Genomic DNA, 19,079 nt, shown 5'->3' with positions numbered 1-19,079 from the left:
CCGATCGACGGGGTAATCATGCATTTCCTCCCAGGAATGGACATGTCGTCGTGGTGATGCGGGCAGCCGGTCATGGGGTGCATACGTATTCCTCGAGCGCGGCGGGATAGGCCGGCCCGGGTGCGAGGCCGATCCCGTGGCCGCGGGGCGCCAGGACCGAGCCGTCCGGTTCGACGCCCGATTCCTTGCGTACGGGGTTGGAGGTCACGAGGGACTCGTAGTAAGTGGTGTTGGGGATCGCCATACACAGGTGCCGGGCCGACAGAGTGTTGCCGTGCACCTCGGCGCGCAGCCGGTAAGCGTCCGCCAGGTGGGCGATCCGCATCGCACCGGTCATTCCGCCGCGCAGGGCCGCACTCGTCCGGACGTAGGTCGCGCAACCGGCAGCAAGGAAGTCGGCCGTGCTCAGATGCCCGCCGGGGATCGTCTCGGCCACGTTGAGCGGCACGCCGACCCGTTCGGCGAGCCACCGATAAGCCGTGATGCTGTACTCCCGGATCGGTTCCTCGTACCAGAGGTAGCCACACTCGGCCAGGGCGTGGCCGACCTGCACAGCGTCCGCGAGGTCGAACGCCGCGGACCCGTCGTACATCAGCGGGACGTCCGGACCGACGTGCGCGCGCAGCGCCTGGATCAGCCGGGTGTCGCGATCGCGATCGCCCCAGGCGTGCAGCTTGATGGCCGGATAGCCGAGCGCCAAACACTGGTCCGCAACATCGAGATACTCCTCGATCGAATCGAAGGTCACGGTCGACGCGTACGCCGGGATGCGCGTGCGGTAGCCGCCGAGCAGTTGCCAGCACGGGGCGCCGTGCACCCGCCCGGCCAGGTCCCACAGCGCTGTGTCGATGACGCCGAGCAGGTGAATGGGCAGGTACTCGGTGCGGTCGACGTTCCAGAGGCGCTCCCACAGCCACTCGCGCTGCAACGGGTCGACGCCGACCAGTTCCGGGCGCAGCACGCGGTCGACGAGCTCCCGCAGAACGACGGCGGAGCCGGGCTTGTGCGCGGTCGCCACACCGGTGGCGCCCGTGTCGGTGCCGATGCGGAGGATGCCGACCTGTCCGCCGGACGAGCCGCGCAACCCGTCACGCCATCGGAAGGGCGGCTCCGGAGCAGCGACGTCGGCAGAGAAGGTTTCTACATGGGTGATGCGCACGGTGACCCCGATCCTGAGCAGGGAGGCACGGCATCCGCGACCGATGAAGCAGGTACATCTTGCGTGACGCGCACAACGTATCAGTCATTTATCGCAATGAGGAGGACTTATTCTGGAGACAATCACAGCGACAAGTGCGCCCAGAAAGGCGCACATCAACCTTTTTCGCACCGCGCGAAGCAGGGGTGAAGCGGCGCTACCTTGGCAAGCGCAGGAGCACACGAGAATTATTAACCGGCTTCATTTAACGAGATGGAGCAAGTCTCGGGGAGAGTCGAGAACGGCAGATACCGCCTGGCGGTCGTGCCCCGTGCTTGTGGTCAGGACGACCGGAAGACTCGCCGACCGATCTCCGCCTGGTAACTCAGGCGGGTGCGTTCGACGTGCGCCAGGGCCGCAATGCCTGCCTGTTCGGCGTCTCCGCGTCGGATGGCCTCGAGGATCTGACGGTGTTCCGCCAAAGCGGTGGCCACCGGACCACCGCTGAATCCGTCGAACGCCGCTGCCACCACCCGCCGTTGCAGACCCTGCACGGTCGCGATCGAGTCGAGCAAGAACCCATTGTGGGCAGCCCTGGCGACGGCACGGTGGAAGGACTCGTCGGCGGCCGCCATCACCCTCGGATCCGCAGCCTCCAGCGACCGCGCATGCGCGTCGAGGGCGTCGTCGATGGCAACCAACTCGCCCGGCGTAGCCCGCTTCGCGGCCAGGCCGGCTGCAGCCTGTTCCTGCACCCCGCGGAACTCGAACATATCCATGATGTGGGCAATGTCAGTCGGCACGAACCCGGCCACCGGCGACACCGGCGCGTCCGCCGGATCGGCGACGAAGATGCCCCGCCCGCGCTGCGTACTGATCCGGCCGGTGGCCGCGAGGGTCTTCAGCGCGTCCCGGGTGATCGTGCGGCTGACACCGAGGATCTCGGCGAACCGCGCCTCGGTGGGTAGCCGGTCACCCGGCACGAAGCCCTGCTCGGTGATGAACTGCAGGATCCGCTCTGCCGCCCGCGAATAACCCGGCCGGTAGGCGGTACCCCCATCCGCCTCCGGTACGAACGTCTCAACCTTGCCGTGACCCGTTTCACCCACCAGATGAGTATGGCTCATCACCCGGTCCGCCCTCATCGAGCCACATCGTCGGCGCCGTGCCGCACCACGCCGGCTGGAAGCCGCCCTTGCCGCACAACTCGCGCTCGCGGTGCAGTCGGCCCGCAACGAACGCACCGGCGAGGCGATCGCGTACCTGCGGTACAAGCTGCCCGAGCAGCCAGTTGACCAGGTTCAGCAGCTGGCCGGTGAGTTGGGTTGCCCCAGTCCGCTTGGCGTATCCAGTCCATCGGGTGGAGTTGCTGATGCTGGTGGCGGTGAAGTCGGCCAGGACAGAAGCCGGCAGGTCGGTGGCCAGCGCGAGACGAGCACTGTTTCGGCTGGCGAGGGGTGCGATGCCGTGTCGACGGAGCTTCAAGTAGAGGTAGGTGGCTCCGAGAGGGCGGGCGGGCTCCTGCCCGGGAAACAGCCACGGCACCCCCACGCTGAGCCTGGCACCACTCCCACCAGGCCCAGCGTCCAATCACGGCGCCTTTTCAGCGTGACCAACGATCAGGTGACAGCTCCGGCACCCTGGCGTCAAGCACTTGCCGAGGAGGCAGTCAGTTGAAGGCGTCGGTCATGCAGTCCACCCGGCAGTCGGAGGCCTCATAGCGCTGGCGGAGGGCGGCAGCTGCTTCTTCGCGCTCCACGAAGAGGTACCCGTAGTGCTGGCGCGCCACCCTGGTCACGTCTCCGACCGTGACGATGGCCGGTTCGTCGTGTGCGGCCCGGCGGCGCGCTCCGGCGATTGCCATGTCCGCAGAGCGCAGCAGGTTTCTGGAACGGTCCCGGATCACGGCTGCCTGGGCCCGTTTCGCCGAGAGGGGACGCAGGACACGTCCCCTCCAGACGTAGCCGGCGGCGACAAGGATGAGACCGAGCGCTACGAACAGGAGTCCGCCGGGGGCGTGAGGCATCTATCCAGTCTTCACCACTCGCGTGGTGATCGTCATGCCCGCGTCGGCGGAACTCGACCGCCACGGCGCCGAGTTGCTGTTCCAGGTAAGAGCTGCCACTGCCCGCAGGAATACGACGGCAACGGAATAGGTGCTCTGCGCCAGTAAAACGGGCCGGCTACGTCAGCAGCCGGAGAAGCGACAGCTAAGAAGTCGGTGTCTCTCGTTCATGAGCACCGGCATCATGGTCGTCGGTAGGTTCATGCGCGAGAGGACGAGTGCGACGGGTGTCCGGAGACGGGCAGGCGGATCTGACGGAGCTGTGGCAGCAGCGCTGGCCCAGTTGCCCGCCGGTTGGGTACAAGCTCCGGGGCCCGTATCGGGACGTTTGGGTACGTTTTCACAGCCTGCCGGAATCGAAGCGGTACGCGGAGGACGAGAGCGAGTACAGCGTCGTCCTGGAGCGTTACAACACCGTCCTCGATGAGCTGTTCGCTGGTGCGGACGTGTATGTGATCACACCGCTCTGGACGACCGAAGCAGAGGTTCCACCATCGCAGGCCGTCACCGGGTATTGGCAGAGCCTGCTGGTGGAGGACGATCCTGACCCTGCGTTCCGCACGTATTGCCACCTCTTCGCCGCCCGCCGGCCCTGGCGGCGTGGCTGCATCGACGAGTTGCTCCGAGACATCGCCGACGACAAGATGGCGGGCGTCCTCATCACCGACACCCGGATGCAGCGCATCCACCACCCCTACGACGGTGGCGCCGACGTTTTCCTCGCCACGTCCGAGGAACGGAACCGGGTGCGCGATCGGCATGCCGACTGGCTTTCCCGTCACCCCTCGGGTCTCTGACCGGCTCGGATCTCCGCCCCGCTCAGAATCGTCTCCACTGCAAGTACCGGGTTGAGAGGCTCCACGAGCTCTTTGGTGGCGACGGCCACGAGACGCGCGGGCGCATCACCGTCCAGCAATGCGCTCACATATTCGATGGCCTCCGCAGGCGAGAACATCGGCAGCCTCTGGCGCAGTGTCCGTACAGCGTGCACGCGTCCGCGCGCAGCGGCGACTTCGCACAGCGCATCGTGGAGATCGTCTACTGCGGTGTGCACCGGCAGCCCACGTATCCGGGCTCGATAGTCGGCCTCCCACTCCCCGGTTACCGCGGAGACGACGCCGACCCGGTGCAGTCCACCGTCGACACGGTCGACCAGGTAGGGCCCGTTACCGGCCAGCATGAACTCCGGGTTGCGGGTGCGCACGAACTCCTCGGAGGTCCAGGAGACGATCCACACCAGCTCGTGCTCCTCGACGTCGACCACAGCCATCCGCATCGCGTCCACACCCGCAGCCCGCCACTGCTGATAGTCGCGCTCCAGCTGGTCCTCGACAGCCTGAACGGCGGCCTCTCGCTCGATCACGCATGCAGGTTCCCGCACCAACCTCTCTCTGGACCAGCGAATTTGCACGGCCCAGGGGCACGCACGTACGAGGCGTCTGACGGACCTTCTTGGCCAGGAATACGACAGCAACGGAACAAGTGCTCTGCGCCAGTAGTGATGGTGCGACCAGTCGCGCGGTGCGATCCAAGGGCGGCAATGGACATGGAGTTCTCCACAGGCTGGGGGCGCAGCAGGGTCAGGTGCGCAGGGCGGGATCGGTCCGCAGGCGGGCGAAGGCGCAGAACAGACCGAGGGCCTGCAGCGCGGCACAGACGGTGATGACGTGGCCCAGCGCGTCGGGCGGAGTGAGCGCGGTGAGCACGCCGGCGAGGGGGAAGGGCAGCAGGAGGATGAGGATGGTCGCCGACAGGGTGCTGCCGAACTTCTCCGGAGGGATCAGGCGGGAGCGCAGGGTGCGCAGGACGACCGTCATGCCGCCTTCGCCCGCCATGAGGACCGCGACCAGGACCAGGTAGGACCGGTAGTCGGGAGCCTGGGCAGCGGCGAGACAGCCGAGCGAGGCGAGGGCGGCGCAGGCGGCGCCGACCGGCCACAGGCCGAGGCGGTCGAGCGCGAACCGGCAGAGCGTGACGCTGAGGAGCGTCGCTGCGGCAGCGGCGGACCAGACGAGGCCGACTGCGGTGGTGGACTGCCCGAAGTGCTTGACGACGATCACGGGACCGGCCGCTTGAAGAAGGCCGGTGGCCAGGTTGGACAGGGTCAGCCCGGTCACGAGCCAGCCGAGCGCGGGAAGCGAGCGGATGGTGCGCCACCCGGTGAGCAGTCCGGCCCCGGACCTCCCCTTCGGCGCACGGGCCGGTGCCACGGGCGAGTGCGGAGTGCGCAGGGCAAGCAGCGCGGCAAGCAACGAGAGCACGGTGATCACCGCGAGCATCAACGGCGGACCGGCAAGCAGGAGCACCCCGGCGAGCGCCGGACCGGCCAGGGTCGCCGTCTGGTCGATGCCGAGCAGGACGGCCTGGACACGGTGGGTCCGCCGTCCTGCTCGGCGGCAGCGCCCGCGGTCTCGGCCGCGATATAGCTGAACTCGGTGAGCACGCCGGTCGTCGCCGCCAGCACCATCACGGTCGCGCTTGCCACGGTGCCGGATGGGTGGAGGTGGAGCAGGACCGCGCCGGCGGCGAGGGCCAGCGCCCGGCCCAGGGAGGCCAGGTGGAAGACCACCGCAGCACCGCGCCGGTCGACAACCGATCCGGCCCACCCGAACGCAGCCAGCCGCGGGATCCACTCCAGGGCGAAAGCTACGCCCGTCAGCGCGGCGGAGCGCGTCGTGGCCAGGACGAGCAGCGGGATGCCGTAGGTGGACATCGCGAACGCCAACGCGTCCGCCGTGCGCGGCAGGTAGATGCTGCGCATCAGCCCGCCGGTGTGGCGTGCGTGCCGGGGTGTGACCGCTTCGCTCACGCGACCGGCTCAGGTTCGAACACCCTGGCCATCTGAAGGTTGTCGGCCAGCCACTGGATCAGGAGCGTGCGGAGACGGGCCAGGCCCGCCTCCGCTCCGTCGGCGCGCTCGGTGATGAGCGCTGGTGCCAACAGGGCAAGGACGTGCCGAATGCGGCTGCTGAACTCGCAGACGGGGGCCGGGACGGCGTGACGCCGGGCCCAGCGGGCCATCGCGTCGTACAGGCCGGCCAACTCCGTCCCAGCCTCGGTCAGTTCCAGACCGGTGCCGGGCGCGATCCGGATGAGACCGTGGGCGCGGGCCGTGTCGGCTGCGCTGCGCAGTTGGTGCGTGGAGAGGTCGGGCAGGGTGCCGGCCAGCCGTCGCGGCGGTATGGCGCCGTTGTCGTCGATCTCGGTGACCAGGCGGGCCAAGGACCGCGAGGCGAGCAGTTCGACAGCGCGCTGCGCTTCGGCAGAGGTAAAGGGGGTGCTCATCGGCGCGGGCCTCCCGCCGGGACGGCTGCCTTCGGGCGGGCGGTCGCAGCGTGCGAGAAGAGATCCCCGTTGTGCCAGGCCGGAGGGAACTGGGGTGTCCGAGCGGGTGGGAGCGCCGTGGGGGCCGGCCGAGACTGGCTGCTGATCCACGGCCTCGGCGCGGGCTTCGCCTGCGGGTGCCCCCAGACCGGGTGCTGGGCCGCCTGGTCGAGGGGCTGCCCGGCGGCCCACGCGGACAGGGTGCTGAGCACGGGGCCCAGGCCATCGCCGGCCGCGGACAGCCGGTAGGGCCGGCCCATGCCGTCGGTGTCAACCAGGCCGTCGAAGACGAGCTGCCGCAGAGGCGGATAGATATTGGTCCAGTCGCTGCTGGGCATCACGATTCGGGCCAGAGCCCGGCCGCTGACTTCCTCACGGGACTTCAGCACCCACAGGATGGCGGCGGCATGGCGCCGAGTGAGCAGGGTGAGGCTGTCCTCGATCTGCTCGATCGCGGCCAGCGGGCGGTCCGCCTTCTCCAGGTGTTCCTCGGCCCAGGTAACAATCATCGGCAGGACCGGCAGCAGGGCAACGCCACGTTCGGTGTGGCCGTAGGTCACGTGCCGTGCGGTGTGTTCGGTGCGTTCGACGAGTCCGGCGTCGCACAGCGCCTTGAGTTTGGGGTGGAGCTGGCCGTTCTGCAGCCAGGACACCTTGGCCGCCAGCTCGCTGTAGCGCAGCGGCGGGCCGGAGAGGGCCAAGAGGATCCTCACGCTCCAGCGCGGGGTGATCATGGCGAGGGCCTCGGTGACCCGGGCGATGTCGGCGTCGGTGTCAGGGGGCAGAGCGGTGATGGCCAAGGGAGGAACTCCTGGGTGAATGAAAGGGGGGATCGCCTGCGGGTCAGCGGCCGTGCGCCGGACTCGGCGCCGCAAGAGGCGGAACCGGAGCAGGCGGCGAGGGAGCTGGCGGGACAGGCGTCGGAGCCGGGACGCGGGCCAGGCTCTGCAGGACGGCGGCGACCGATTTGGCCTGGACCTCGCGGACGGCGACGGCTTCGACGAGCCGGCGGGTGCCGTCGAGAAGGTGGGAGACCTCGTGCGGGCCGATCTGCCGTTCGGGGTGGATGAGCCGGGCGAGGTGGTCGCGGTGGAAGTCGATGCTGCGCTCGGCGAGGGCAAGGTCGTCGTGCATGCCGAGCAGGGCGCAGAGCATGCCGAGCGGCTGGTCCTGGGCGTGGGCTTCGAGGTCAGCGAGCGGTGCGCCGTACAGGTCCTCGATCCGTCCGGCTATGTCGGTGGACGTGGGGTGGGGCAAGCGGTGGCTTTCACGGTCGGCGGGCCCGGGCCGCCCCGGCACGCTGAGGTGCCGGGGCGGCAGACGGGGGCAGGGTTGCTGTGGCCCTGAGCTGTGCCGTGCGGACGCGCCGGGGCTCCTGGGCGGGCGGGGGCATGGTGCGCAGCAGCTCGCCGAGGGCGGCGCGGTAGCCGTCGCGGGCCTCCAGCGCCGGGTCCAGCCACTGCACGTCGAAGCGGAGCTGGTCCGCCGACAGTTCGCCCATGTCGCGGTCCGGCTCAACTGGTCCATGCCCATGCCGAAGCGCGCTTCGATCCGTTCGGTGAGCAGGCCCACGGCATCCGCAGAATCCTCGGACATGCCGTCGGACAATGGGGATCTCCTGTTCTGGATAGGCCGATGCGTAAGGAATGTGAGGGGTCCCGTGCTCGGCGATCAGCCGCTTGCCGGGACGTGCTGAAGTGCGTTTAGTCCAGGCACATACGGACGTCCCGGTAGACGTACGTGCCGGAGACCCAGCCCTTGACGCCGGTCGTCTTGTCCGTGATGTAGAGCCAGTTGCCGCTCTTCTTGGACACGCTGAACTTGTGGCTCTTGTAGAGCACGCCGAGCGCCGTGGACTTCGAGCTGGCCGTGGACCGGATGGTCACGGCCTTGGCGTGCACCGTGTACGGGAGCGGCGGCAGGTTGTGGCAGCCGACGGACATCGCCTGCCCCGCCGACGTGTTCGACGCGGCGAGCCGCTGGGGCGCGGACCCCGGCTACCGGGTGGAGTTGGTCTCGCTCGGCGGCCACCCGGTGCGGACCACCTGCGGCCTGACGCTGGCCGCCGAGCCGCTGGAACGGATCGGCGGCCCGCTCGACACCGTGCTCGTGGCGGGCGGGCTCGGGCACCACGCGGCTGCCGAGGACGCCCGGGTGCTCACCCATCTGCGCCGCCTGGCCGGGCTCAGCCGCCGGGTGGTGTCGGTGTGCACCGGCGCCACCGTGCTGGCCGCCGCCGGGCTGCTCGACGGCCGCCGCGCGACCACCCACTGGATGTGGGCGGCCGAACTGGCCGCCCGCTACCCCGCCGTCCGCGTGGACCCGGCACCGCTGTTCACCACCGACGGCAACGTCCACACCTCGGCGGGCGTCACCAGTGCGCTGGACCTCTCACTCGCCCTGGTCGAGCAGGACCACGGCCCGGAACTGGCGCGCCGGGTGGCCCGCTCGCTGGTCGCATACCTGCAGCGCCCCGGCAACCAGCCGCAGGTCAGCGTCCATCTCGCCGCGCCCCCTCCGGAGCACCGGCTGCTCCGCGACGTCTGCGCGTACATCACCGCCAACCTCGCCGCCGAGTTGGACGCCGCCACGCTGGGCCGGATCGCCGGAGTGAGCCCGCGTCACCTCGCCCGGCTCTTCGCCGCCCAGCTCGGCACCACCCCGGCCCGGCACGTGCGCGCGCTGCGCACCGAGGCGGCCGCCCAGCTGCTGACGACCACCGGGTTGCCGCTGTCCGCGATCGCCCGCAGCTGCGGTTTCGGTACAACCGAGACCCTCCGGCAGGCCTTCGTAGACCACTACGCGACCACGCCGTCGGCGTACCGACAGGCGGCCCGGCGAGGTTAGGCAGCGTGCTATCGACCAGTTGAGCCGTTGATACGACTGTGGGGCATGGAGTGATCTGACTTACACGCAGTGGGAGCGGCTTCGGCCGCTGCTGCCGGTGAGCAATGGGCGTTGTGGCCGGTGGCGGAATCATCAGCAGGTGATCAACGGAGTGATGTACCGGATCCGGACGGGCGTGCAGTGGCGCGATCTGCCAGAGCGCTACGGGCCGTGGAAGACGGTGCACGAGCGGTATCGCCGGTGGTCGGCGGACGGCACCCGGGAGTTGCTTCTCCAGCGGGTCCAGGCAGAGGCGGACGCGGCTGGTGACATCGACTGGGAGGTGTCCGTCGATTCGATGTTGGTGCGAGCGCACCAACATGCGGCGGGAGCCCGGCTGGCGCCGCCGCCGCTCCTCAAAGGGGGCTCCGCCAAGGCAGTCAGGACCGCTCGGATCTGGGCAGACCTGATCGGCTTCCTGGCGGAGGTGGTGCAGGAGGTGAGGCGCTCGGCCGCTCGCGCGGCGGCTTCACCAGCAAGATCCACTTGAGGGCGGACGGCCGCTGTCGCTGCTGATCACGCCCGGACAACGGGCGGACTGTACCCAGTTCGATCCGGTCATGGACCGGATCCGTGTCCCGCGCCTGGCCGTCGGGCGGCCCCGGTCGAAACCGGACAGCGTCAGCGCCGACAAGGCCTACAGCAACCGCGGCACGCGCGCTTACCTGCACAAACGCGGCATTCGCCACGTCATTCCGGAGAAGGCCGACCAGGCGGCCAACCGCCGCAAGCGCGGCAGCGCCGGCGGCCGGCCACCCGGTTTCGACAAGGAGCGATACAAGAAGCGGAACACCGTCGAGCGGGCGATCAACCGGCTGAAGAACTTCCGCACGGTCGCGACCAGATACGACAAGCGCGCTTACGTCTTCCTCGGCACGGTTACCGCTGCGACCCTGGTGATCTGGCTCCGCTCGTGATCGACAGGACAGCGCCTAGTAGTGCTTCGTTAGGTTCTGGGCTGTCTGCGGCGGCTGCGCGGGGTGGGTAGGGGGCGTCCGCAGGTGGTGCATTCACCGGCCCAGCACCTCAGCAGGTCCTGGAGGAGGTCGAGGACCTGGTAGAGGGTCAGGCCGGTGTGCGGACTTTTGGGTCGAGCCGCCGGAGGGTGAGGAATGCCTGGGCGGCGGTGACGAGGGTGACGTGGTGGTGCCAGCCGCGCCAGGTGCGGCCCTCGAAGTGGTCCAGTCCCAGGCCGTGCTTGAGTTCGCGGTAGTCGTGCTCGATCCGCCAGCGCATCTTCGCCCACCGCACCATGTCGGCGACCGGGGTGGTGGCGGGCAGGTTCGATATCCAGTAGCCGGTCGGAGTGCCCTGGCCGTCCGGCCATTCGACCAGGAGCGTCTGGGTGGGCAGGACGCCGTCCCACCGGTTGCGGCCGCCGCCCGCCTCCTGAGCTGCGGCCAGGGCCTGCTTGCCCGCAGGCCGCACGGACAGGACCGCGAACCGTGAGGTCATCGCGCCCTTTCTGCCCTGGCGCCATGTCACCTCGGTGAACCGGCCGGCACCGGCCTCGGCTGCGAGGACCGAGACGGCCCGCGGTGCAGTGCGATACCGGGGCAGCGTCGGCGGCCCGAGCCCGCCGTAAGCGGGCTGGTGCGGCTCGGCATTCTCCGGGTGGGCGACTTCCTTCCCGGTCAGCGCCAGCACATAGGACAGCCCGCGCTGTTGAAGACCGAGCCGGAACGGGGTGCTGACGCCGTAGCCGGCATCGGCGACCACGACCGGCGCCTTCAGCTGCCACTCGCCGAGCGTGTCGAGCAGGCCGAGCGCCAGGCGCCACTTCTCCTGGTGCACCACCTCGTCGGGCACTCCTGCCCTGCGGCACCGCTCCGGCGTATCCGTCCACTCGCGCGGCAGATACAACTGCCAGTCCAGCGGGCAGGACGCGGTGTCGGTGGCGGCATGGACACTGACCGCGACCTGGCAGTTCGCTCGTTTCCCGACCGCCCCGCAGTACTGCCGGGCCACCCCCACCGACGCGGTGCCGCACTTGGGAAACGACACGTCGTCCACCACCCACACCTCGGGCGTGATCACCTCGGACAGCCGCTCGGCGATCCGCCGCCGCACCGGCAGCGGATCCCACGGCGACTGGTTCACGAACTGCTGCAGGGCCTGCATGTTCCCGTCCGGCAGCCGCTCGGCCATCGGCTGGATCGATTTCCGCCGGCCGTCCAGCATCAGACCACGCAGATAACACGCACCCCATCGCCGCTGATCCCGCCGCGGCAGCGAGGCGAACGCATCGGCAACGAACTCCGCTAACTCACCCCGGAGCCGTTCCACCTCCCCCAACCTCATACCAGAACGATGCCCACCACCAGGGAAGATCACACAACGTAACGAAGCACTACTAGTGGAAGTAGGCGCTGGCCCCCTCAGTTCCCAGCAGAACGATGACGAGGAGCGAGCCCAGGGTCGCCAAGAGAAAGCGGAACAGGACCAAGGGGCGTACCCAGGCGGGAAATCCGGCGTTCGCGGCGGCGAGCACGGCACGTGCGTCGATGTCTTGGACGGTCGGGTCACTGGACTTCTTGAAGGCGGCTTCCACATACCGGGTGGCGAAGACCTGGCTGGCGGTGACGGAGCCAACGCCGAGCAGTATGACCGGCTCGATGACCCACGACGCGATCCGGCCGGTGGCGTTCGCGGCGAGGTTGAGCGAAGCAAGGATCATCAGGCATGCGGCGATGGCGAGCGCGAGCGTGAACTCCCAGACACTCTCCTTGAACCTGATCCGGTGCCGTGCGAGGACCTCGGCCGGATAACCCTGCCTGCTTACCTCTGCTTCGGCGGCGCGCTGGGCTGTGCCTCCGGTGACCCAGACGGTGATCGGAATGACCAAGAAGGTGGCTGCGAGCAGGAGTTGCAGGGTGATGGCGATGGCGACAGGGACCGGCACGGATAACCTCCGGAGGGCAGTGAAGTGCCTCGACTTGAACTAAGTACAAGGCGAAGCTAGGGCGCCACCTGAACTAAGTGCAAGTCGTGCCTTGAACTTTGTGCAAGTCGGGGTCGAGTGTCTATCGTGTGGGCATGGCGCGCGACACGCTGACCAAAGACCAGATCGTCCGGACCGCGATCGAACTGCTCGACGGTGAGGGCCTGGAAGGCCTCAATATGCGCAGTCTGGGCAAGCGGCTCGGCACCGTGGCGACCGCCGTCTACTGGCACGTCAAGAACAAAGATGACCTGGTGGCACTCGTCGGCGACCACGTGTGGAACGAGATCGAACTACCCGATCTCGACGCAGTCGACTGGCGCACAGCTGCCACCGAGATGGCCGTCGGTATGCATGCGATGCTCACCAGGCACCCGTGGCTCGTCCAGGCCTTCGGGTCCTACCTCTTCTACGGCCCGGGCAAGGCGCGCTACGACGACCACTCCCTCGCCGTCTATGAAGCGGCCGGCTTCACCGGCACAGACGCGGACCGCGCAGCGGCTACCGTCTTCACGTTCGTGCTCGGCAGCGTCCTCGGTTCATCCGCCACCGCATCGCTGACCAGGCGGCTCAGCCGCAACGGCGGAAACGCCGAGGAGCTGATCCAGGACGCCACGGCGAAGGCGGCCGAAGTCGCCCTGCAATTCCCGCTCCTGCGTAGCCGCCTCGAAACCCCAGCGGCCCACTACAACGCGACACCCGAGCAAACCTTCGAATACGGTCTTGAGGCGCTACTCAGCGGTCTTGAGGCTGCACTTTCAACACCTTCCGCTGCCTGAGCCGACAGACCGCAACGCGTCGAGGTGGCCAAGCAGTCACCCACGAGCCCGCCGGAACCCAGCGGTCGCGACTTCCCTGATGATTGGGTGTGTTCAAGCGTCAGGGGAGGCGTCAGTTGGACGAGTGGTGCCTGGTGTGGGTGCCCGATCCGGGGCAGTGGGGATCGCTGCCGCCTGAGGGGGTTTTGGGGGTACAGGACCTGCCGACCGAGGTCGCCCTGATCGGTCTGCGGCCGGGAGATCCGGTGTTCGTTGCGCCGGACGGAACGGTGGACCAGGGGCTGCTGGATTTTGTCCGATCCGTCGAATTCCGGGATGGAGCGGGAGACCAAGCGGAATTACGCGACGGATATCCGACCGTTGTTGACTTTCCTGTCCTCGCGCGGAGTTCCGTGGAGGCGAGCGGCGAGGCAGGACTTGGCGGACTACCGGCACTGGAGATGTCGGGCTCCGCAGAACCCGCGCCGGATCAGCCCGGTCCCCGCGCCGCACGATGTCCACCGGCAGTGGGGACACCTTCGCCCACCGGAACAACTTGGTGAACGCAGCCGCCTCACGGTTCCACTTCGTCCCGCTGGCGGACTCGGTGAGCTCGCGGGTGCTGTGGCTGACACCGCGGACCTGGGGCTTGTGGTCAGATATCGGGCTGCGCGGCCACAGTCGTACAGGAGTGCCCGTGCCGTTGTGGGAGTCACGGACGGAGCTGCGCAACACCAGCTTCGTGCAGCTGCTGCTCAGCTCCGGCCTGCGCCGGCAAGAGGGCGGTTCGCTGCTCACCTTTGAACTTCCCAGCGGGCGCCTGCGGTTCGGCCGCTACTGCCATGGTCGCGTCGGCGCGGCGGTCACCCGGTCGAAGCAGAGCCGGGTCTTCTACGCGTCGGTGGACGTGGTCGGCCAGGCCGAGGCATACGTCGAGTCGGAGCGCGCATGGGCGGTGCAGCGCGCCCAGGCGGACGGCCGCTATGAGCGGTTGCCCATGATGTTGCTGGTCACGAAGGTGACGCGGGGCTTGCGACCGAAGGTCGAGTGGGTCGACCGGAACGGTGTCGTCGGTGAGCGGGAGCTCAGCCGTCTGGGGTGGCGTGAGCGGCAGTGGCTGTTCCTGGAGGGCCCGGACGGGCCGGAGCCGGCGTGGTTGTGGCTGACGGAGCAGGGCCTGCCGATGACCCCAGACCGGTGGAACGGCGTGTTCAGGGCGGCGAATTTGCGCTGTGCGGAGGTCCTGCTCTCCCCGGGAGAACGGGAGGTTGAACGGGACTTCCGGCTGGCGGAGGTACGCGGCAAGAGTCCTTACGCGACGCCGCACGCCGCTCGTCACTCGATGGCCCTCTACATGCTGGTCCTGCTGAACCGGCTGATGGAGAACCGCTATGGGCTCTCAGCCGCGGACCGGCGGGACTTCGCCATGCTGTTCGGCGATCCGTGGTGGCTGGTGAAGACCCTCCTCGGCCACGCGGACGTGGAGGTGACGAAACGGCACTACCTCGCGCCGGTCGCACACCTGCGTCCGCACCGAGGCCCACCAGGTCCCGGAATCCGAGAAACGACTCCGGGAAACCGTCACCAAGCTCAAGAAGACCATCGCCAATCAGCGAGCCGAGATCGAGGAGCTCCGCCAGCAGGTAACCAGGCCCACGCTCGCCAGCGCCGTCCTCGCTCAACAGAGTAACGAGCAAACGAGATGCGCGCCCGCTCCCGACAACGTCGTCCCGTTCCCCCGATCGACAACCTGACGGACCCGTGATGTCGCCGCCGCCAACCGGCTTACCCAACGGTCGTACCGTCTCAGAGGCGCCGACGACTTCCCAGGAAATGAGCACCATGGGCCGCCCGGACGCCTTGGCTCACGAGATGCCGCGGCCGCCGGCGCACAGCGCGTTGTCGATCAGGGTGCTGGCGGCGTTCTCCTGGGCCAGTGAGGCTTTTCCAACCTCATGCTGAGGGTGCGAGGTGGAGGCTCAGGACAGCTTTGACCAGGTCGGTGATGCGGGTGGTGCTGCAACGTAGTTTGCGTAGGAGTCGCCAGGTCTTCAGGGTGGCCATGGCTTGTTCTCCGAGTGCTCGGATCTTGGCGTGGGACCGATTGACGGCTTGCTGCCTGGCCGAGAGGTTCTCCCATCGACCCCGGTAGGGCACCCGGACGGTGCCGCCGGCGCCTTGGTACGCCTTGTCGGCCCAGCATGGGATGTCGGCTTGGGCGAGGGCGTCGATGATGCCGTGGGTCCGGGCCGCCGGATGTCGTGGACCGCGCCGGGCAGCGCGGGTGATGCCCACAGCAGGTTCCCGAACGGGTCGGCGATCACCTGCACGTTCACTCCGTGCCGGTGGTGTTTTCCGGAGTAGTACGGCCGGTCGGCGGCGATACGGTCGATGGGCAGCAGCGTCCCGTCGAGGATCACGAACGCCTTGCAACCCGCCGTCTGGACGGCAGCAGCCAGATCCGGCGCGCGGGCCGCAAGGATCTCGACGGCTTCGGCCACGTACCGGTACGCCGTAGTGGTTCCGACGTCAAAACCGGCGGCGAGCTGGGCGTAGGGGTGTCCGCACCGCAGATGGGCCAGTACGAGCAGGGCCTGCCGACCCGCTGGGAGCCGGCGCCACCGCGTTCCTCGCTCGCGCGGTCGCGTGACCAGCAGGTCGGACAAGAACCGCAGGGTGGAGCTGGACAGGTCGATACCCGATGGGTAGACAAGCACATGAGGCTGCGGTTGGGCAGGTTGCTCTTGGTCGACAACCCATCTACCAGGAGCTTCACCCCTTCCCGCACGTAGCCCCTGTCAACCCAGCCTGCATGCAGCCCAGATTGGCGAAGACTCACTGCTTCTCCCACACGGGTACCGATGGCAGGCCGAGTTGTGCGCGAGCACGGTCGGTGAGTTCCTGTACCAGCGCCGTTTTGGCTCGTGCATACTGACCCGGTCCCGTACCAGCAGCGACGATTGCCCGCTTGAGCTGTGCGTATCGGATCGCGTCCTCGGGGTGGGCGCGCAGGTAGTCCCGGAAGATCCTCTGGTTCCGGGTAGGCCAACTCTCCAGGGTCACCACGTGCAGGATATGGCTGCGGACCGCGTTATCTGCGCGGACGTACAGCAGCCGGTCAGTCATCCCGTTGTCGTGTGGGTGGAAGCCGAGGCCGGTGAGCGCCGCCTGGTGAGGTGCAGCGTGTGTGAGATCGTGGACGGCGGCCATCAGGTCGATGACCGGCTTGGCCGCCAGTCCTGGGACAGCGGTCGACCCGATGTGCTCGATCTTTACGAACAGCCCAGGTGCCGCTGCCCGTAGAGCATCGATGGCGATAGCGGCCTGCAGGGGCCAGCTCGGGTCATAGTCGGCTACGTGGATGCCGCTGGGCTCTGACACGGCCGTCATCCTGGTCAACGCATGCTGCGATGTCCACCGAGTTCCGCCCAGCCACCACGCCCGCTCTCACCATCCGAGGTTGGAAGAGGCTCAGTATGTGCTCCGGGGTGTCGCCGCGTGCCTCGGACATGGAGACCACGGCGCTCCGACGGCCGTCGTCGGTGACGCCGTTGAGGGTGATGTAGCCGCTGTCCCCGCCCTCGTGGCTCCAGTAGGTTCCTCCGCAGGTCAGGGGACGCTCTACCAGGCCGAGCCCGTATCGGCCGCCGGGCCACAGCTGCTGTACGTCCGCGCTCACGGGGACGGTCTGCTTCATCTCGGCGAGTTGCCGCGGCGGCAGCAGGCGGCCCGAGAGCAGCGCGCGGAGGAGGCGGTTCTCATCCCGCGTGGTCGTGGTGAACGAGGTCTCGTGGTCCACCGCGACCTGCTTGGTGACGTTCACCAGGTCGCCGGGGCCGAAGAGTTGGTAGGCCTCGGCGTGTGGCCGGGGCAGGGAGGAGGAGGTGCCGGTCCACCGGGTCTGGTCAAGGCCGAACGGGCGCAGGACGCGGTCTTCGATCTCCTGGTGGGCGGGGCGACCGGTGGCCTTCTGGATGATCGTGCCGAGCACGACGTAGCCGGTGTTGGAGTACTTCCAGTTCTCGTCCTCGCCGGGCGGGAAGTCCGGCGCGTGGGCCATGGCACGGGTGAAATTTCCCTGCACTGGCGCCAGTTGGCAACCTCCAGCCGTGACGAGGACTTCTGGGCCTTTCACGCCGAGTTCACACGGCGGCTCCCCGACGAGAGCCCCCTGCGCACCACAGCCAAGCCCTGGTTCCTCCACCGGCTCCGCGTCGTCGCCCACACCATCCAGAACATCTCGGCGCACGCCGATGGAGACTGCCAGACCCACGACTCCAAGCCTGCTGGCTCCGGTTGAGCGAGGGCACGGCCCGCGGCCGTAGGCGCATCGCCCGGCTGATGCGGGCCGCCGGGCTCGTCGGCTGGCACTGCAGACGACGACACCGCACCACGATCCCCGACCCGCACGAGGCCACCATCCGGACATGGTCCTGCGCGACCTCCGGCCCGACCCGAGCGCGGCTGACGCCCGCTGGTGCAGCTACGTCACCTCACTCAATGCTCACTGCTGCTTCGGGGCGCGACTGGGAGCGGGGCCTGAGTACGTCGAGCCAGAATTTGAGTCCGCCGACGCCGAGTGTGAGTGTCAAGGTCAGGGCGTTGGTCACTGCGATGGCCAGGTCCCGCCTCAGGACTCCATACATCAACCACAGAGCGATGCCGGCGCCGAAGACCGCAAGGTAGAGCCAGGAGAGATCTGTGGTTGAGCGTGTGCGCCACGATCTGAACAGCTGGGGCAGCCAGCAGCAGGTGGTCAGGGCGCCTGCGACAAGTCCGAGGGTGATCATGGCGTCCTCTCTCTGTCTATGAGTCCACCGACGCGTCGCGGAGTACGTGAAGGAGGGGCCCCTTCCTTCCGTCGCTGCGCGTCCTGCTGTCGGCGCTTTGGGCGAGCGAGTCGTACGGTAGCGGGATAGTTGTATATACGGCAAGGTCGCTGGTTGTGTCTGTGCTGCAGGCTCCCTTCGGGGCCGGCCCGGAGGGAGCCTCGCTGGTCGGGGCGCCGGTCTGCTGCTGAGACTGCGGTGTCGCACTTCGGGGCCTCCGCTGCCCCACTGGTGCGGAGCCGGAGGTGAGGGTAGGCGTGCTGCGCTGAGCAGCAGGGAAGCGGTCATGTGGCGGGAAACAGGGGTGCCTCGTACTGAGTGCCACATCTAGTTAGCGCGAACCTAAATAGCTGTATAGACTGATCGAGTGACTGGACGAGCCCACTCGGATTTCGCGCCTCGCTACTACACCATCGAGCAGGAGCTACGAGCTCGGATCGCCGAGCTCGAGCCGCACGACGCCCTGCCCTCTGAGTCCGAGCTCGCGAAGGAGTTCGGGGTCAGTCGCATGACCGCGCGAGCGGCCGTCATGAGATTGGTCGCGGACGGTCTCGTCTACAGGGAATCCGGACGAGGGACCTTCGTGGCTATGCCGCCGACCCATCGTCGAGCGGACAGTCTGGTGAGGTTCAGTCAGGAGATGCGGGCACAGGGCAAGCGCCCCTCCTCCAGGGTCATCACCAACCTGATGCGGGCGGCGCGTGATAGCGAGCTGGCCAGGCTCAGGCTCCAGCCGGGGGCCCAAGTCGTGGCCGTCACGCGCGTGCGATTGGCCGACGGAGTGCCCATCGCCCTCGAACGCTCTGTCTTCCCCCTCACCGTCGCGGGTCTTTGTGAACGCGACCTGGCCAGCGAGTCGCTCCACGAGGCGCTGAAGGAGATGGGTTGTACGCCCACCATCGGGCATGCCTCGCTGTCCGCAAGTAACGCGAACGAACTGGAGGCCGAGCTGCTAGGGCTCGACCCAGGAGTGGCACTGCTTGTCGAAGAGCGCCTCATCCTCGACCAGCACGGAGACCCGCTCGAATTCACGGAGTCCAGGTACATCGGCGACAGGTACGCGCTCGATGTGACCTTCGACGTCCAGCACGGCGAAGGCTCGCCATAGCCCGACGACGCCTACCAGAAGGGAAAGCAT

The 19,079-nt window shown here is 68.2% G+C and carries 20 protein-coding genes and 4 pseudogenes; 7 read left to right on the top strand and 17 right to left on the bottom strand.

Translation table 11 applies throughout. The features are described 5' to 3' along the window. Positions 1-70 precede the first annotated feature (70 nt). From HDA41_RS33130 to HDA41_RS41795, 4 genes are all read right to left on the bottom strand, one after another. Entirely contained in the window at positions 71-1,159 is a 1,089-nt protein-coding gene (locus HDA41_RS33130) for an enolase C-terminal domain-like protein (protein WP_184990525.1), read from the bottom strand. A 320-nt stretch (positions 1,160-1,479) separates the two neighbouring features. Then, positions 1,480-2,247 (bottom strand): FadR/GntR family transcriptional regulator, encoded by a 768-nt coding sequence (locus HDA41_RS33125; RefSeq protein WP_184990523.1) that lies wholly within the window; start codon positions 2,245-2,247, stop codon positions 1,480-1,482. Further along, entirely contained in the window at positions 2,240-2,623 is a 384-nt protein-coding gene (locus HDA41_RS41800; protein WP_230299877.1) for a hypothetical protein, read from the bottom strand. The genes HDA41_RS33125 and HDA41_RS41800 overlap by 8 nt, the downstream gene beginning before the upstream one ends. 184 nt (positions 2,624-2,807) lie before the next feature. Continuing rightward, complete coding sequence (locus HDA41_RS41795; protein ID WP_230299878.1) at positions 2,808-3,002, bottom strand: hypothetical protein; 195 nt, start codon at positions 3,000-3,002, stop codon at positions 2,808-2,810. A gap of 428 nt (positions 3,003-3,430) precedes the next feature. On the opposite strand from HDA41_RS41795, the gene HDA41_RS33110 reads away from it, so the two are divergent. Further along, entirely contained in the window at positions 3,431-4,000 is a 570-nt protein-coding gene (locus tag HDA41_RS33110) for a DUF3885 domain-containing protein (protein WP_184990519.1), read from the top strand. On the opposite strand, the gene HDA41_RS33105 is transcribed toward HDA41_RS33110, so the two are convergent. From HDA41_RS33105 to HDA41_RS33075, 7 genes and pseudogenes are all read right to left on the bottom strand, one after another. Beyond that, positions 3,982-4,566, bottom strand: coding sequence for a YrhB domain-containing protein (locus HDA41_RS33105; RefSeq protein ID WP_184990517.1), 585 nt, complete (start codon positions 4,564-4,566; stop codon positions 3,982-3,984). The genes HDA41_RS33110 and HDA41_RS33105 overlap by 19 nt on opposite strands. 217 nt (positions 4,567-4,783) lie before the next feature. Then, a pseudogene (locus HDA41_RS33100) lies at positions 4,784-6,012 on the bottom strand (MFS transporter). Then, a complete protein-coding gene (locus tag HDA41_RS33095) occupies positions 6,009-6,488 on the bottom strand; it encodes a regulator (RefSeq protein WP_184990515.1) in 480 nt (159 codons plus the stop codon). The pseudogene HDA41_RS33100 and the gene HDA41_RS33095 overlap by 4 nt, the downstream one beginning before the upstream one ends. Continuing rightward, positions 6,485-7,327 carry a winged helix-turn-helix transcriptional regulator gene (locus HDA41_RS33090; RefSeq protein ID WP_184990513.1) on the bottom strand — a complete coding sequence of 281 codons (843 nt, stop codon included), beginning with the start codon at positions 7,325-7,327 and terminating at the stop codon, positions 6,485-6,487. Before HDA41_RS33090 ends, HDA41_RS33095 begins: the two co-directional genes overlap by 4 nt. Before the next feature lie 43 nt (positions 7,328-7,370). After that, positions 7,371-7,784, bottom strand: a complete 414-nt coding sequence (locus HDA41_RS33085; protein WP_184990511.1) for a hypothetical protein — start codon at positions 7,782-7,784, stop codon at positions 7,371-7,373. Positions 7,785-7,794: 10 nt separating this feature from the next. After that, a pseudogene (locus HDA41_RS33080) lies at positions 7,795-8,055 on the bottom strand (hypothetical protein); the annotation flags it as partial. A gap of 175 nt (positions 8,056-8,230) precedes the next feature. Beyond that, positions 8,231-8,470, bottom strand: coding sequence for an SH3 domain-containing protein (locus tag HDA41_RS33075; protein WP_184990509.1), 240 nt, complete (start codon positions 8,468-8,470; stop codon positions 8,231-8,233). Here HDA41_RS33075 and HDA41_RS33070 point away from each other — a divergent pair. Together HDA41_RS33070 and HDA41_RS33065 are read left to right on the top strand one after the other, a co-directional pair. Next, a complete protein-coding gene (locus HDA41_RS33070) occupies positions 8,406-9,374 on the top strand; it encodes a GlxA family transcriptional regulator (RefSeq protein WP_184990506.1) in 969 nt (322 codons plus the stop codon). The two genes, HDA41_RS33075 and HDA41_RS33070, sit on opposite strands and share 65 nt — an antisense overlap. Before the next feature lie 55 nt (positions 9,375-9,429). Next, a pseudogene (locus HDA41_RS33065) lies at positions 9,430-10,330 on the top strand (IS5 family transposase). A gap of 148 nt (positions 10,331-10,478) precedes the next feature. On the opposite strand, the gene HDA41_RS33060 reads toward HDA41_RS33065, so the two are convergent. Further along, entirely contained in the window at positions 10,479-11,714 is a 1,236-nt protein-coding gene (locus tag HDA41_RS33060; RefSeq protein WP_184979534.1) for an IS701 family transposase, read from the bottom strand. Positions 11,715-11,766: 52 nt separating this feature from the next. Next, the gene (locus HDA41_RS33055) at positions 11,767-12,315 is read right to left on the bottom strand and encodes a hypothetical protein (protein ID WP_184990505.1); all 549 of its coding nucleotides are present in this window, start codon (positions 12,313-12,315) and stop codon (positions 11,767-11,769) included. A 134-nt stretch (positions 12,316-12,449) separates the two neighbouring features. Here HDA41_RS33055 and HDA41_RS33050 point away from each other — a divergent pair, with 134 nt between their 5' ends. Together HDA41_RS33050 and HDA41_RS42840 are read left to right on the top strand one after the other, a co-directional pair. Continuing rightward, positions 12,450-13,133 (top strand): TetR/AcrR family transcriptional regulator, encoded by a 684-nt coding sequence (locus tag HDA41_RS33050; protein ID WP_184990503.1) that lies wholly within the window; start codon positions 12,450-12,452, stop codon positions 13,131-13,133. A 676-nt stretch (positions 13,134-13,809) separates the two neighbouring features. Then, positions 13,810-14,802 (top strand): site-specific integrase, encoded by a 993-nt coding sequence (locus tag HDA41_RS42840; protein WP_376706832.1) that lies wholly within the window; start codon positions 13,810-13,812, stop codon positions 14,800-14,802. 263 nt (positions 14,803-15,065) lie between these two features. Here the strand turns inward: HDA41_RS42840 and HDA41_RS33040 are convergent. From HDA41_RS33040 to HDA41_RS33030, 3 genes and pseudogenes are all read right to left on the bottom strand, one after another. Further along, positions 15,066-15,829: pseudogene (locus HDA41_RS33040) on the bottom strand (transposase family protein). A gap of 118 nt (positions 15,830-15,947) precedes the next feature. Continuing rightward, positions 15,948-16,493, bottom strand: a complete 546-nt coding sequence (locus tag HDA41_RS33035) for a GrpB family protein (protein ID WP_376706831.1) — start codon at positions 16,491-16,493, stop codon at positions 15,948-15,950. Further along, positions 16,456-17,172 (bottom strand): serine hydrolase domain-containing protein, encoded by a 717-nt coding sequence (locus tag HDA41_RS33030; RefSeq protein ID WP_184990499.1) that lies wholly within the window; start codon positions 17,170-17,172, stop codon positions 16,456-16,458. Before HDA41_RS33030 ends, HDA41_RS33035 begins: the two co-directional genes overlap by 38 nt. A 33-nt stretch (positions 17,173-17,205) precedes the next feature. Between HDA41_RS33030 and HDA41_RS33025 the strand changes: the two genes are divergently transcribed. After that, the gene (locus HDA41_RS33025) at positions 17,206-17,412 is read left to right on the top strand and encodes a hypothetical protein (RefSeq protein WP_184990497.1); all 207 of its coding nucleotides are present in this window, start codon (positions 17,206-17,208) and stop codon (positions 17,410-17,412) included. Positions 17,413-17,605: 193 nt separating this feature from the next. Here HDA41_RS33025 and HDA41_RS33020 read toward each other — a convergent pair whose 3' ends face one another. Next, entirely contained in the window at positions 17,606-17,902 is a 297-nt protein-coding gene (locus HDA41_RS33020) for an SWEET family sugar transporter (protein WP_184990495.1), read from the bottom strand. 406 nt (positions 17,903-18,308) lie between these two features. Between HDA41_RS33020 and HDA41_RS42420 the strand changes: the two genes are divergently transcribed. Continuing rightward, on the top strand, positions 18,309-19,049 hold the full coding sequence (locus HDA41_RS42420; RefSeq protein WP_184990493.1) for a GntR family transcriptional regulator: 741 nt from the start codon (positions 18,309-18,311) through the stop codon (positions 19,047-19,049). Positions 19,050-19,079 lie beyond the last annotated feature (30 nt).

The sequence above is a fragment of the Streptomyces caelestis genome (assembly GCF_014205255.1).
Taxonomy (GTDB): domain Bacteria; phylum Actinomycetota; class Actinomycetes; order Streptomycetales; family Streptomycetaceae; genus Streptomyces; species Streptomyces caelestis.
Note: the sequence above shows the minus strand (reverse complement) of the source record. Positions and strands in the feature narration are given on the sequence as shown.